At 59.2% G+C, this 12501-nt stretch carries 16 protein-coding genes; 13 read left to right on the forward strand and 3 right to left on the reverse strand.

Annotated elements, in window-relative coordinates; translation table 11 throughout:
• Window positions 1-243: 243 nt before the first annotated feature.
• Window positions 244-741 carry an anthrone oxygenase family protein gene (locus AC2A6O_RS02630; RefSeq protein ID WP_498925620.1) on the reverse strand — a complete coding sequence of 166 codons (498 nt, stop codon included), beginning with the start codon at window positions 739-741 and terminating at the stop codon, window positions 244-246.
• Window positions 742-828: 87 nt separating this feature from the next.
• On the opposite strand from AC2A6O_RS02630, the gene AC2A6O_RS02635 reads away from it, so the two are divergent.
• The 7 genes from AC2A6O_RS02635 (at window position 829) to AC2A6O_RS02665 (ending at window position 7575) form a co-directional block, all read left to right on the forward strand.
• A complete protein-coding gene (locus AC2A6O_RS02635) occupies window positions 829-1446 on the forward strand; it encodes a TetR/AcrR family transcriptional regulator (RefSeq protein ID WP_498925621.1) in 618 nt (205 codons plus the stop codon).
• A 178-nt stretch (window positions 1447-1624) separates the two neighbouring features.
• Entirely contained in the window at window positions 1625-2329 is a 705-nt protein-coding gene (locus AC2A6O_RS02640; RefSeq protein WP_148584283.1) for a corrinoid protein, read from the forward strand.
• Between the two features lie 5 nt (window positions 2330-2334).
• Complete coding sequence (locus tag AC2A6O_RS02645; RefSeq protein WP_498925622.1) at window positions 2335-3003, forward strand: DUF1638 domain-containing protein; 669 nt, start codon at window positions 2335-2337, stop codon at window positions 3001-3003.
• A gap of 113 nt (window positions 3004-3116) precedes the next feature.
• Window positions 3117-3419: a virulence factor gene (locus tag AC2A6O_RS02650; protein ID WP_498925623.1), complete on the forward strand. Its 303-nt coding sequence runs from the start codon at window positions 3117-3119 to the stop codon at window positions 3417-3419.
• Window positions 3412-4305 carry a methylenetetrahydrofolate reductase gene (locus tag AC2A6O_RS02655; protein WP_498925624.1) on the forward strand — a complete coding sequence of 298 codons (894 nt, stop codon included), beginning with the start codon at window positions 3412-3414 and terminating at the stop codon, window positions 4303-4305. The genes AC2A6O_RS02650 and AC2A6O_RS02655 overlap by 8 nt, the downstream gene beginning before the upstream one ends.
• Window positions 4306-5262 (forward strand): methyltetrahydrofolate cobalamin methyltransferase, encoded by a 957-nt coding sequence (locus AC2A6O_RS02660; RefSeq protein ID WP_148584287.1) that lies wholly within the window; start codon window positions 4306-4308, stop codon window positions 5260-5262. It abuts the gene before it with no gap.
• Window positions 5263-5538: 276 nt separating this feature from the next.
• Window positions 5539-7575, forward strand: coding sequence for an ASKHA domain-containing protein (locus AC2A6O_RS02665; RefSeq protein WP_498925625.1), 2037 nt, complete (start codon window positions 5539-5541; stop codon window positions 7573-7575).
• A gap of 54 nt (window positions 7576-7629) precedes the next feature.
• On the opposite strand, the gene AC2A6O_RS02670 is transcribed toward AC2A6O_RS02665, so the two are convergent.
• Window positions 7630-8454 (reverse strand): DUF1194 domain-containing protein, encoded by an 825-nt coding sequence (locus AC2A6O_RS02670; protein ID WP_498925626.1) that lies wholly within the window; start codon window positions 8452-8454, stop codon window positions 7630-7632.
• Between the two features lie 159 nt (window positions 8455-8613).
• Between AC2A6O_RS02670 and AC2A6O_RS02675 the strand changes: the two genes are divergently transcribed.
• Window positions 8614-9435, forward strand: a complete 822-nt coding sequence (locus AC2A6O_RS02675; RefSeq protein WP_498925627.1) for an enoyl-CoA hydratase — start codon at window positions 8614-8616, stop codon at window positions 9433-9435.
• 35 nt (window positions 9436-9470) lie between these two features.
• Window positions 9471-9905, forward strand: a complete 435-nt coding sequence (locus tag AC2A6O_RS02680) for a DUF3052 family protein (RefSeq protein ID WP_498925628.1) — start codon at window positions 9471-9473, stop codon at window positions 9903-9905.
• Window positions 9906-9956: 51 nt separating this feature from the next.
• On the opposite strand, the gene AC2A6O_RS02685 is transcribed toward AC2A6O_RS02680, so the two are convergent.
• On the reverse strand, window positions 9957-10829 hold the full coding sequence (locus AC2A6O_RS02685) for an AraC family transcriptional regulator (RefSeq protein WP_498925629.1): 873 nt from the start codon (window positions 10827-10829) through the stop codon (window positions 9957-9959).
• 183 nt (window positions 10830-11012) lie between these two features.
• Here AC2A6O_RS02685 and AC2A6O_RS02690 point away from each other — a divergent pair, with 183 nt between their 5' ends.
• The 4 genes from AC2A6O_RS02690 to AC2A6O_RS02705 all read left to right on the forward strand — a co-directional run bounded on the left by AC2A6O_RS02690 (window position 11013) and on the right by AC2A6O_RS02705 (window position 12346).
• Window positions 11013-11543 carry a CoA-binding protein gene (locus tag AC2A6O_RS02690; RefSeq protein WP_148584293.1) on the forward strand — a complete coding sequence of 177 codons (531 nt, stop codon included), beginning with the start codon at window positions 11013-11015 and terminating at the stop codon, window positions 11541-11543.
• Between the two features lie 92 nt (window positions 11544-11635).
• Entirely contained in the window at window positions 11636-11821 is a 186-nt protein-coding gene (locus AC2A6O_RS02695) for a hypothetical protein (RefSeq protein WP_148584294.1), read from the forward strand.
• Between the two features lie 135 nt (window positions 11822-11956).
• Window positions 11957-12085, forward strand: coding sequence for a hypothetical protein (locus tag AC2A6O_RS02700; RefSeq protein ID WP_286192622.1), 129 nt, complete (start codon window positions 11957-11959; stop codon window positions 12083-12085).
• 135 nt (window positions 12086-12220) lie between these two features.
• Window positions 12221-12346 carry a hypothetical protein gene (locus AC2A6O_RS02705; RefSeq protein ID WP_498925630.1) on the forward strand — a complete coding sequence of 42 codons (126 nt, stop codon included), beginning with the start codon at window positions 12221-12223 and terminating at the stop codon, window positions 12344-12346.
• The last annotated feature ends 155 nt before the right edge of the window (window positions 12347-12501 follow it).

Consider the following 12501-nt stretch of genomic DNA (forward strand, 5'->3'; position numbering starts at 1 on the left):
CCCGCCTTTTTCTTGTGAATTTGCCTGTCGCGGCACCCCAGTCAAAGAAAACCAACAGCCCCTCGCTCCCCGTCATTGCTGAGCCCAATCCTGCAACCCATACCGTTCCATTGCCTCAGACGGGAGCGTCACGTGCGGAAGCGAAGCGGTGCGAAAGCGAAGCGGTGTGGATGCCATGGTCGAGCCATGGCAGGACGAAGCGGATGGAGGTGTGGCTGGGAGTTTGCAGCACTAGGCGCGGTGCTAGTTTCGTCCCAGCAAGACAAGTCCGGTTGCTGCCATTAGGAGTGCGAGACCAGAGAAGACCGTCCGGGTCTGGTTCCAAAGCTGCCACGGTTCGGAATAGGACCGCCAAAGCGTTGCCGCTTCCTTCAAGTCCTCCGGAACTGGTATCCCGGCAAGCTCCTTGTTCATCGGCACATTGACCAGAATTGTCAGCACCATACCGCCAAGGGCGTAGGTAAGGGCAGCCACGAAAAAGGACACTCCCGCTGCGCGCTGCGCCGACATCAGGCTGAACACCCCGGCAAGCGCGAGAACTAGGGGCGTACCGAAGAAGGCTGGCGCGAAGGTCGCGTTTCGAACCGAGGCGTTCATCGCCTGCATCGCCGCAATCGCGATCCTGGGATCAGCAGCATCAAGGCCCCACATCGTCGAGCAGATCCAGGCGTAAAAGAAACCGAAAATGGCCCCGGCAAACAGCACAGCCAGAAGACCGGTTCCAAGTGCAAGTCGATACATCCTATCCTCCAAAACCGTAATTGTGTGTACGGATTGTAATTTCCGTAACATCAATTACGGTTACAGGCAAGCAATGGAGAGACCGGCATGCGGGCGGAAGCCAGAGAACGAAGAAAAACGGCCATTGAAACGGCAGCAATCGATCTGCTGTTGGCCGAAGGTTATGACAATATGTCGATGCTTGCGGTCGCCAGAAAAGCAAAGGCCTCCAATGAAACGCTTTACCGCTGGTATGGCGACAAGACCGGACTTTTCACAGCTCTGGTGGACCGCAACTCAGAAGACATCCGTGAGGCGCTGGAAAACTGTATCGGCAAAGCCTCCTCTCCGGACGAGGCGATGAAACGCTTTGGGCGAAGCCTGCTGCGCGTCCTCACGAATCCGGCCGCGATCGCTCTCAACCGCGCGGCGGCTGCAGACGCTACGGGTACGCTAGGAGCAGCCCTGGCAAAGAGCGGCCGCAACGCCGTTCTGCCGCTCGTTTGCGATCTTGTCGCGCAAGTGCAGAACAAGGGATTTCTGGCAGACCTTGAAACCGCTGCTGCTGCCGAACTCTACCTGTCCCTTTTGATCGGGGATCTTCAAATTCGGCTGGTGACACGGGCCCTGCCACATGTGGCGGATACCGACATCGAGGCCCGCGCGGACAGCGCCTGGAATGCGGTTCGACTTCTTTCCGGTGGCAGTATCACCACCGTCTCGTAAGTTTAGACAGCTACAAACATTTCCCGTTGGCGTACAAAATTGAAGTTGAATGGCCCGGCTCGATTTACCTGTCGCGTAAACGACTAGCCGTGTCGCTTTGGAGATATCGGCGAATCCGGCTTGGGGCATAAGCTTTTGCACTGAGTTGATGGCCTGTTGCGCCTTGCTGGAGCTGCCAATGTCTGACGAAGACGATATCGATCTCGCCTCCCTTTCTGACGACGAACTTGTCGAGCAGATGCATGACGACCTTTACGACGGTCTTCAGGAAGAAATCCTGGATGCCGTGAACATTCTTCTGGAACGCGGCTGGGCTCCCTACGACATCCTGACCAAGGCTCTGGTGGAAGGCATGCGGATCGTCGGCGTCGACTTCCGCGATGGCATCCTGTTCGTTCCCGAAGTGCTTCTTTCGGCCAACGCCATGAAGGCCGGCATGAGCATCCTGCGCCCGCTGCTGGCGGAGACCGGTGCACCGAAGGTCGGCAAAATGGTCATCGGCACCGTGAAAGGCGACATCCACGACATCGGCAAGAACCTTGTCTCGATGATGATGGAAGGTGCCGGCTTCGAAGTGATCGACATTGGCATCAACAACCCTGTCGAAAACTATCTTGCGGCCATCGAAGAGCATCAGCCGGACATTCTCGGCATGTCGGCCCTTCTGACCACCACGATGCCTTACATGAAGGTCGTGATCGACGAAATGAAGGCCAAGGGCATTCGCGACGATTATATCGTGCTCGTCGGCGGCGCACCGCTGAACGAGGAATTCGGTGAAGCTGTCGGAGCCGATGGTTATTGCCGCGACGCGGCCGTTGCTGTGGAAATGGCGAAAGACCTGATCGCACGCCGCCACAACATGCTGGCCAACAAGGGCTGACGGCAATGTTCAAGGAGGCTGCCGAAATGCTGGTGGGCGAGCCTCTGTTTCCGATTGAGACGGATGGGAGCGCGGACGACAAGGTCGGCCGCGTTCTTGTTATTGCCTGCGGTGCCCTGGCGCGCGAGGTCATCGCCATTCGCGAGAAGAACAACCTCGACCACGTCGACATCACCTGCCTTCCGGCGAAGCTGCACAACACGCCGGACAAGATACCGGATGAAGTCCGCCGAACCATCCTGAAGAACGCGGACACCTACTCCGACATTCTGGTGGCCTATGGCGATTGCGGCACCGGCGGCCTGCTCGACAGGGTGCTGGAGGAAACCGGCGCGCGGCGCATCGAAGGCGCGCACTGCTACGCCTTTTTCACCGGCATTGAAGAATTCGACCAGATGGAAGACGACCAGCTCGGCACATTCTATCTGACCGATTTCCTGGCGCGGCATTTCCAGACCATGGTCATCGAACCGCTGGGTCTCGACTGGCACCCGCACTTGAGGGACATGTATTTCGCCCATTACACCCGCGTTCTCTACCTGGCCCAAACTGATGACCCGGCCCTTGAGGATGCGGCACGGCGCGCTGCGGACAGGCTGGGCCTGCCGTTTGAAATGCGACGGACGGGGTATGGATTGCTGCAGCCGTTTCTGGGCAAGGGCCCGGCGGATTGAGCGTCGCAAAATAGCCTTCGGACAAGTCGGTTTTTCACGTGCTGATGCCGCTATCAGGCGTCCTGGGCCAGCAAGCTTCCGGCAATGATGTTTCTCAGGAGGAAGTTCCGAGAATGGCGCAGAAAATCATCGTTTATTGGCGGGACATCCCGGCACAGATCCTGGTGAAGCAGGGGCGTAAATCCGCCCGGCGGGAACTGCCTGCCATGTTCATGGAAGCCATCGACGCCTGCGCCATGCGGATCGGAGCGAAGGACAGCGATGCCTACATGGCGGAGTGGCGTCGGACCGACCCGGTTTCGGTGACGGACGATCTTGAAACGGAAGCGGACGCGGCCTTGACCGACCTGGTCACTGCCTATCCGAAAGAGAGACTTAAAACCCTGCTTGAAAATGGAGGCTCGGAACATGACTGATCAGCGCCTGTTGGCCAATGGGCGGCTTCCCGCCTCCACCGAAATGTCCCCCAGGCAGGTGGTCGAAAAGACCGAGCTTCTGCAGTTCATCCCCGCGGGCACGCAGATTTATGTCACGGATCTGGGCAACTGCTCGGAAGACATGATCGTCGACGCAGCCCGCATCCTGCGCGACAACAAGCTGACCGCCGTTCCGCATATGGCGGCCCGCCGGTATGCAAGCCGCGAGGACTTCGAGCGCCGCATCACCCGGCTGACGCAGGAAGCAGGCGCCACCGAAGTTCTGGCCATTGCGGGCGAAGCCGAGAAAGCCGGTCCCCTCACCTCTTCTGTCGCTCTTCTGGAAACCGGTCTGTTCGACAAGCTCGGCATCAAGAAGATCGCCGTTGCCGGACACCCCGAAGGCGCACCGGACATCAAGCCGGACGTGATCAAAAGCTTCCTGCAACGCAAGCATGAACTTGCCCGCGAAAGCGATGCCGAGTTCCGCATCGTGACCCAGTTCGGGTTCGATCCGCATCGGGTCAGCCTGTGGCTGGACGAGTTGCGCGAATGGGGCAACGAGTTCCCGGTGCATGTCGGTGTTGCTGGTCCGGCCAAGATGACGACCCTGTTGAAATATGCCGCTTTTGCCGGTGTTGAAAACTCCTTCAACTTCCTGAAAAAGCGTGGCGGCGCCGTCGTCTCCATGCTGTCCGGCTACGACCCGAACACGATGGTCGATCCGTTGGAGACCCGCGTCACCAGCCAGCCCGACACCCAATTGGCTCAGATTCACGCCTACCCCTTTGGCGGTATCCAGAAAACTGCTGAGTGGCTGATTAGCCGCGGGAGTTGGTCTTTTCAGACTTCGTCTTCAATCCTGACTGCCAATGAGAGCTCATAAATGACCCGCACTGTTGTCGCCTCCGCGACCAAGGAAATCATCATCGGTTTCGACCAGCCCTTCTGTGTGATCGGCGAGCGGATCAACCCGACCGGCCGCAAGAAGCTGGCGGCGGAAATGGCCGAAGGCAACTTCGAAACCGTCAAGGCCGACGCCCTGGCCCAGGTGGCCGCGGGCGCAACCATGCTCGACGTCAACGCCGGGGTGACCGCGGTCAACCCGAACGAGACCGAACCCCCGCTGCTCGTGAAGACTATCGAGATTGTTCAAGAGCTTGTCGACGTTCCCTTGTCTATCGATTCATCCGTGACCGCCGCCATCGAGGCGGGGCTTGCGGTTGCCAAGGGCCGTCCGCTGGTCAACTCCGTGACCGGTGAAGAGGAAAAGCTGGAAGCGATCCTGCCGCTCATCAAGAAGTACAACGTGCCGGTTGTGGCGATCTCCAACGACGAGACCGGCATCTCGGAAGATCCGGACGTACGCTTTGAAGTGGCCAGGAAGATTGTCCAGCGCGCGGCCGACTACGGCATTCCCGCGCACGATATTGTCGTGGACCCGCTTGTGATGCCGATCGGTGCCATGGGCACAGCCGGTCAGCAGGTGTTCCGCCTGTTGCGCCGCTTGCGTGAGGAGCTGAAGGTCAACACCACCTGCGGCCTGTCCAATATTTCCTTTGGTCTGCCGCATCGCCACGGAATCAATGCCGGCTTCATTCCGATGGTCATCGGTGCCGGCATGACGTCTGCGATCATGAACCCATGCCGTCCGCAGGAAATGGAAGCCGTGCGCGCTGCCAACGTGCTCAACGGTGCCGATCCCAACTGCCAGGAATGGATCATGACCTACCGTGACCACCAGCCGGCAGCCCCTGGCGCAGTTGCGGCACCGTCCGAAGGCGGAGGCTCCTCAGGTGGCCGCCGCCGTGGCGGACGCGCAGCACGCCGGTCCGCAGGTTGAGTTCCCAGACATAAAAGTTTGCGGTTCTTTCCCGTCTGCAAACGGGGTGGCTTTTCACCAATTTCAGGATGGGATCCCCACCCCAATCCCCTCCCCGCAAGGGGGAGGGGTTTTGCGTGTCGTGGGACACGTTTCAAACCGCCGGACCCGAAGTCGTTGTTAGGATGACTTCGTTGCGGCGGGTACAGCCCAAGTCCTCTTCCCTTTACCGGGGTGGAGCGGGTCGGGGGACATCCCCGCAGAGTTTTGAAAACCGGTAGTGACAGAACGCGAGCCATGACCGAGACCGCTAAACACGCCAAAGTCGTTTTCCAACCGAGCGGACGCAGGGGAACTTTTCCCGTCGGAACGCCCCTGCTCGACGCTGCCCGCTCGCTCGGGGTCTATGTGGAATCGGTATGCGGCGGACGTGGCATTTGCGGGCGCTGCCAGATTTCGGTTTCCGAAGGCACGTTCGCCAAGGAAAATCTGACCAGTAGAGCCGAAAACCTGGAAGGAGCCACCGAAGCGGAAACCCGCTATGCAACCTTGCGCAAATTGCCTGCCGATAGGCGGCTTTCCTGCCAGGCAAAGATCCTGGGGGACCTTGTTGTCGATGTTCCGACCGACGCCCAGACCAACCGCCAGGTCGTGCGCAAACGCGCAGAGGCTCGTACTATCGAAGCCGATAGCCCGATCTCTCTTGTTTCCGTTGCGATTACCGAACCGGACATGGAAACGCCGCGAGGAGACATCGACCGGCTGCGTGAAGCCCTGATTGCCGAGACGGGAATTGCCGATCTTGCAATCGACCCGGTCCTGCTGCCGAGCGTTCAGACGACGTTGCGCAAGGGCAATTGGCAGGTGACCGCCGCCATCCACGAGGATAGAGGCGTCCTGCCGACGCTGGTCGCCCTCTGGCCCGGGGATAAGCCTGCGGTCTACGGGCTTGCCGTCGACATCGGCTCCACAACCATTGCAGCTCATCTGTGTAACTTGCAGAACGGCCGCACGGTTTCATCCGCCGGTACGTCCAACCCGCAGATCCGCTTTGGCGAAGATCTGATGTCACGGGTGTCCTATGTGCAGATGAACCCGTCAAAGCTGCCGGATCTGACAAAGGCCGTGCGCGATGCCATCAACGCGCTGATCGGCAAACTCGTCGGCGATGTCGGCGCGGACCGCACGGATGTGCTCGACGCGACCTTTGTCGGCAATCCGGTGATGCACCACTTGTTTCTCGGTATCGATCCGGTGGAACTTGGCGGGGCTCCTTTCGCGCTGGCGGCTTCCGACGCCATGGTACTGAACGCGCGCGATCTGGATCTGGAACTGAACCCGGGAGCCCGTGTCTACATGCTGCCCTGTATCGCCGGCCATGTCGGTGCCGATGCCGCGGCTGCAACGCTAGCTGAAAGCCCATACAAGCTTGACGCGATCACCCTGCTCGTTGACGTCGGCACGAATGCAGAAATCGTTCTGGGCAACAGAAACCGGCTGCTGGCGGCCTCCTCTCCCACTGGCCCCGCGTTCGAGGGCGCCGAGATTTCTTCCGGACAGCGCGCCGCGCCCGGTGCCATCGAGCGCATCCGCATCGACAAGGAAACCCTTGAGCCGCGCTTCAAGGTGATCGGCGTCGATGAATGGTCGGACGAAGAAGGGTTTGCCGAGAAGGTCGACACCGTCGGTGTCACCGGCATCTGCGGTTCGGGCATCATCGAGGCGGTTGCCGAGATGTATCTGGCCGGGCTCATCACCGAAGATGGCGTGATCAATGGCGCGATGGCCGAGCGGACCCCGCGCGTCAAATCCACCGGCCGGACTTTTTCATATGTGATTGCCAGCGATGGGGTCGAAATCTCGATCCTTCAGACGGACATCCGCGCGATCCAGCTTGCCAAGGGCGCGCTCTATGCCGGTGTCAAACTGCTGCAGGACAAGCTGGGTACCTATGCACTGGATCGCATTCGTCTGGCTGGTGCTTTCGGCAGCTACATCGACCCAAAATACGCAATGATCCTGGGGCTCCTTCCCGATTGCCCGCTGGAGGGTGTCTCCGGCGTCGGCAATGCCGCAGGCACAGGCGCGCGCATGGCGCTGCTCAACCGGGGCTACAGGCGCGAGATCGAACAGACCGTTCGGGATATCGAGAAAATCGAGACAGCCCTGGAGCCAAAGTTCCAGGAGCATTTCGTCAATGCCATGGCGCTGCCCAACAAGGTCGATCGCTTCCCCAATCTCCGGGCCGCTGTCGAATTGCCCGAGCGCAAGGAAGCAGACGCCGGTTCGGATGCAAGCGGGGGCGAGCGCAGACGGAGGCGGCGCCGGGGCTGACAGCCTGAGCGAAAAAGCGGGCAAGCATGAAAGAGCGGCAGAACGGATCCGCCGCTACTGATCCCAGAAATACTGATCCCGCATACGCCGCCAGATCTTTTCGCCCACGAGGCAATCGTATGGTTCCTCGAAGGTGAATTGGGCTGGAATGACTTTCGGCTCTGGAGGAGTGACGCCGCCGATCTCTAGAATGAGCTTGCGGCGGACAGCTTCGGGAAACTGTTCCCAGTCATCCACTGGAATGACGAAGCTGGCGGGCCCGCCGATGACACAGCGCTGATAATAGACGTCGAGATCCGGGATATTGAACTGGAAGCCCATGCCGCCGGTGGTCATCAGTGGCAATCCGTTGATCACCAGCCCGGCCTCCACCGCGGCATCGCGGGCTTGCTCCACAGCAGCGCCCTGGTTGTTGGGACCATCCCCGGAAATATCGATCACCCGCCGGTCCGCCTTGAAGGGGGCGTCGAAAAGCAAGGCCGAGGCATGTCTGATTGCTCCGGAAATCGAGGTGCGCCGCTGCCCGTAGGTGCTATCGGCCATAACCTTGCCGGCGAAGGCCTGAGCGTCCGCAGTGTTCTCGATCACCGACCATCCGACAATCTCGCGCGCGTGGCTTTCGTTGGCCCACTCGAACATCATCAGGGCGATCCGACCATGGGCGCCATAGCCGATGGCGCGCACCACTTCCGGGCTGGCAATGGCGGCCGCATAGCCGCGACGCTGAATCTGAAGCTCTTCTGGCGACATGGAGCGCGAGACATCAACCGCAAGAACCAGAGCGACATCAACCTGTTCCTGCGCGAGCGCCGGACCGAGAGGAGCCAGAAGCAGAGCGACTGCACCTGCAAGTGAGCGGACTTGGGAAAGCCTCCACATGACCAAAGGATAACCGAAACAGGGGGAACCGCCAGCAACTTGGCGCATCGTCAGATAAACCATCTGTGATCGGAAGCGGTCACCAGCCGAAGGAACACTTTCGCCGCCCTGCCCGCCTCGGCTATAACCACAGCAAAGCAAACCCTGGAGGAGCGTTCCATGTCCGAAACCGCAGCAAATGACGAGATCCAGAAACCGATGCTCTCAACGCTTCTTCATGAGGGCGTTTACCGGATCGTGATGCAGCGGCCGGAGCGGATGAATTCTCTGTCGAGCGAGATGATGACCGCCCTTGCCGGGGAGTTGCGCAAAGCCGCTGAAGACCCTGCCGTGCGTATTGTCCTGCTCGGTGCGGAAGGCAAGGTATTCTGCGCGGGGCACGACCTGAAGGAACTGACCGCAGCGCGCGGAGACGCTGACGGCGGCAAGGCGACCTATGAGCGGATCATGCGCCAGTGTTCGGACCTGATGCAGCAGATCGTCCGTCTGCCCAAGCCGGTGATCGCCGTGGTGACGGGCGTTGCCACCGCAGCCGGGTGCCAGCTGGTTGCCTCCTGCGACCTTGCCCTTGCCACCGACACGGCCACTTTCTGTACACCGGGCGTCAACATCGGCCTGTTCTGCTCCACGCCCATGGTTGCGCTGTCCCGCAATGTTGCGCCGAAACAGGCCATGGAAATGCTGTTGACGGGCGAAAGCATCGATGCGTCCACGGCCAAGGATTTCGGCCTGATCAACCGCATCGTCCCGCGTGACTACCTGGAGCAGGTTGTTCAGAAATACGCGGAAACGATCGCTTCCAAGTCCTCCAAGACGCTGAAAATCGGCAAGGAGGCCTTCTATCGTCAGTTGGAAATGCCACTGTCGGATGCCTATGATTTTGCAGCACAGACCATGGTGGACAACATGATGGCGCGGGATGCGGAAGAAGGCATCAATGCCTTTCTGCAAAAACGCAAACCCGAATGGACGGACAGCTGATCCGGCCAGCTATTCAAAGGCCTCAAGGATAAGCCATGCCAGAAGCCGGTTACTCCGGACGTCCGCTGTCTGCAAAGCTCGGGCTGAAACCCGGAATGGTTTGCTGGCGTCACCGGATGCCGGAAGGCATTGCCAAGCTTCTGCAGACCCAAGACCCCGGCGTGGTGACAATCCCCACGCCGGAGCCCGCTCTTGATTGCGCGCATGTGTTTGTTACGGAACGGGCGGATCTTGCCGGCCATCTGGCAGCCATTCGGGACGTGCTGGCCCCGAATGGTATGATCTGGGTGTCCTGGCCGAAAAAGGCCAGCAAGGTGCCAACGGATATCACCGAAGATACCATTCGCGAACTCTGCCTGCCGACGGGCCTCGTGGACGTCAAGGTTTGTGCCGTCGACGAAATCTGGTCCGGTTTGAAGCTGATGATCCGCAAGGAACTCCGGAAGGATCAGGCGGCAAAACTGGCCTGAACCCTACCGGCAGCTCACGTTGCTGCCAGTGAGGTTCAGCGAGGTTCCCCATTATTTCAGCGGCAGGAAAATGTCGGTCTGCGCCTCGTGCTCGGGAACGTCCGGGAAGAAACTGAGGCGTTGAACGAACAACGGATAGTCGCGCAGCTCCTCCCCGCTTTGCGGCAGCCAGTCGCGATACAGGGCGCGGATCGTTTCTTCGGCAAAGTCGAGCGGACCGGAATGCCTGATAACAGCGCAGCGCCCTGCCGGTATCGTTCCAGGTTCCACACCCTCATCATTTTCTGTGACTGGCCCGGTGACAGCACAGCAAACACCGATCCGATAATCCTCAGGCAGCGCCGTCTTGGGGTCGTCATAGAGAATATTGAACGTCGCGCTTCTGGACGGAGGGCTTGCATGTGCTTTTCGCCAAGCGATGAAACGCCGGACGGTCGCTGGTACCTCCTGTGGCGGTCCGCGATGCTCGAGTATGGCGACGGCTGTTTCAGGAAAAGCGACGATCCGGACGGCCGAGACATCAAGGGACTGATCCGACATGAACTGTCCTTTCAACTGCAGTAAGGGGTCGTAGGTTCTGTGCCAGACAGACCAGTCGGGTGTTGACCGGAACGCCGACGGGCTGTGCCCGAAAACGCGTTTGAACGCACGCGAGAAGCTTTCAAGATTTTCATAGCCCGCGTCGAAGGCAATCGCCGTGACCGGCAGTTCCACCCTGAAAGCCAGCTGCTGCCCGGCGCGCTTCAGCTTCAAAAGCCGCCGGTAGTCGGCAACGCCCAGGCCGAAGAACGCCGAGAACTGGCGCTGAAAGTGAAACGTCGAATAGGCGGCAACACCGGCAAGCGCAGAAACGTCAAGCGGACCGTCCAGCGTCTGGTCGATTGCCTCCAATACCTTCTGGAACCGCTTTTTCAATTCACCCATGCGACGCCGCCTTCCGTTTGCCTGTCTGGCCTCTCCTGTTTACCGGTGAACGGTTCGGGGCGCCTGACCGTCCCTGCGCAGTTTCATAAATCTTCAAGGAAGACCGGAATGCGGCACAAGGCCCCTTGCGGCCCGGCGGCATTTCGAATTGGATGACCCGGTAAATCTGAGGATCTCCATTCCATGAATCACGACACTTATGCGGACGCCTATATCAAGGGTATTCTCGACGAGGTGAAAACCATCGCCATGATCGGCGCGAGTGCCAACAATGTCCGGCCGTCCTATTTTGTGCTGAAGTACCTTTTGTCCAAAGGATACAAAGTGTGGCCCATCAATCCGGGTCAGGCGGGCAAGGAGATCCTGGGACAGAAGGTCTATGCGTCTCTGGACGAATTGCCGGCGGTGCCGGACATGATCGATATCTTTCGCAATTCCGAAGCTGCCGGTGCAATCGTCGATGAAGTGATTGCCAGCGGAAAGCTGCCCAAGGTCATCTGGATGCAACTGACAGTTCGCCATGCCGAGGCCGCGGCCCGTGCGGAAGAAGCGGGCATCAAGATGGTGATGGATCGCTGCCCGAAGATTGAATACGGCCGATTATCCGGTGAAATCGGCTGGGCCGGCGTAAATTCCAGAACCCTTTCCTCCAAGCGCCCTGCCCTCAAGGCCGGGTTCCAGCATCGTGGGCTTTCCGGGGAAAAAGACAACTGATTTTCCCCAACGCATCAGCTTCGCACAATGCTCGCGGGTAGCTCGTTTATCGAGACCCGAGCAACCGGATGGCATCAGCAGCGGGAGGCAGCATGACCCAAGACCCGAACCTGTTTACCGCATTTGAGTGGGTCCTCATGGCCATGGCGGGTCTGGTTGCCCTGCTGCTGTTTGCGTTCGTTCACAAGGCTCGACACGGTTCGCCCTTCGCCGATCGCGACGAAACCTGGACCCGCGACAAAGCCGGCTCCGGCGAACGGGAGCAAAGTGGCGAATAAATTGGGGTCAACATATGCGCTCCTGCTGCAAAGCTCTGCTTGTTTCTGCTAGGATAGGTTGATCGAGGGTTGTGGTATTGGCCTGCCTTCTGGCGAGGTTCCGCCTATGAGGGCAGTTTCGAGAGGGCATGGGTCATGATATTCGCTCTGGCGACTGTCGCATTCGTCGTCTGTATCGCAGTGCTGATTCATCTGCAGAAGGCGGCTGCGGAGAAAGCTCGCGATACCAAACGCAACAGAGCCGTTCCATCCGACGAAATCTGAGAATTTTAATTTCTATTTATAAGAGCTTTCACTCAATTTGCCCCGAATGCCCGCGAATTTCTTTCCCTTTCATCCATAAGACATCGTTAACCTTCTCCCTCGCATCGACATTTTTGAGGCTCAAAGGAGGCCGCGTTGTTTGCTGTCCTCGCAGATATGACCTTTCTGGCCTGGAGCCTGCCGCTGCTGGCAGCCACACTGTTGTTCGGTGTCTATTTCGGCGTAAAGCTGGAGAACCGCAACACCCGGTCCGACCATTAGAGGTTTTCGCCAGACCTCGATATACTGCGCACCGGCCAATTCAGCCTAAAGCTTTGACAAACTTAATTTCCTTTAGCTCACAAAACCGCAAAATCGTTCTTTGACCTGCCATGCGGCTTCGGTCAAACTGGCCGCCAATCCAACAGGGAGGTCTT

It is taken from the genome of Labrenzia sp. ATLA3, assembly GCF_057180185.1.

What these genes read in the sequence shown, in the direction of transcription:
- AC2A6O_RS02680 (WP_498925628.1), top strand. Translation starts at nt 9,471, where the DNA reads ATGCCAGAAGCCGGTTACTCCGGACGTCCGCTGTCTGCAAAGCTCGGG.
- AC2A6O_RS02665 (WP_498925625.1), top strand. Translation starts at nt 5,539, where the DNA reads ATGACCGAGACCGCTAAACACGCCAAAGTCGTTTTCCAACCGAGCGGA.
- AC2A6O_RS02645 (WP_498925622.1), top strand. Translation starts at nt 2,335, where the DNA reads ATGTTCAAGGAGGCTGCCGAAATGCTGGTGGGCGAGCCTCTGTTTCCG.
- AC2A6O_RS02670 (WP_498925626.1), bottom strand. Translation starts at nt 8,454, where the DNA reads ATGTGGAGGCTTTCCCAAGTCCGCTCACTTGCAGGTGCAGTCGCTCTG.
- AC2A6O_RS02655 (WP_498925624.1), top strand. Translation starts at nt 3,412, where the DNA reads ATGACTGATCAGCGCCTGTTGGCCAATGGGCGGCTTCCCGCCTCCACC.
- AC2A6O_RS02650 (WP_498925623.1), top strand. Translation starts at nt 3,117, where the DNA reads ATGGCGCAGAAAATCATCGTTTATTGGCGGGACATCCCGGCACAGATC.
- AC2A6O_RS02630 (WP_498925620.1), bottom strand. Translation starts at nt 741, where the DNA reads ATGTATCGACTTGCACTTGGAACCGGTCTTCTGGCTGTGCTGTTTGCC.
- AC2A6O_RS02635 (WP_498925621.1), top strand. Translation starts at nt 829, where the DNA reads ATGCGGGCGGAAGCCAGAGAACGAAGAAAAACGGCCATTGAAACGGCA.
- AC2A6O_RS02675 (WP_498925627.1), top strand. Translation starts at nt 8,614, where the DNA reads ATGTCCGAAACCGCAGCAAATGACGAGATCCAGAAACCGATGCTCTCA.
- AC2A6O_RS02660 (WP_148584287.1), top strand. Translation starts at nt 4,306, where the DNA reads ATGACCCGCACTGTTGTCGCCTCCGCGACCAAGGAAATCATCATCGGT.
- AC2A6O_RS02695 (WP_148584294.1), top strand. Translation starts at nt 11,636, where the DNA reads ATGACCCAAGACCCGAACCTGTTTACCGCATTTGAGTGGGTCCTCATG.
- AC2A6O_RS02700 (WP_286192622.1), top strand. Translation starts at nt 11,957, where the DNA reads ATGATATTCGCTCTGGCGACTGTCGCATTCGTCGTCTGTATCGCAGTG.
- AC2A6O_RS02685 (WP_498925629.1), bottom strand. Translation starts at nt 10,829, where the DNA reads ATGGGTGAATTGAAAAAGCGGTTCCAGAAGGTATTGGAGGCAATCGAC.
- AC2A6O_RS02690 (WP_148584293.1), top strand. Translation starts at nt 11,013, where the DNA reads ATGAATCACGACACTTATGCGGACGCCTATATCAAGGGTATTCTCGAC.
- AC2A6O_RS02640 (WP_148584283.1), top strand. Translation starts at nt 1,625, where the DNA reads ATGTCTGACGAAGACGATATCGATCTCGCCTCCCTTTCTGACGACGAA.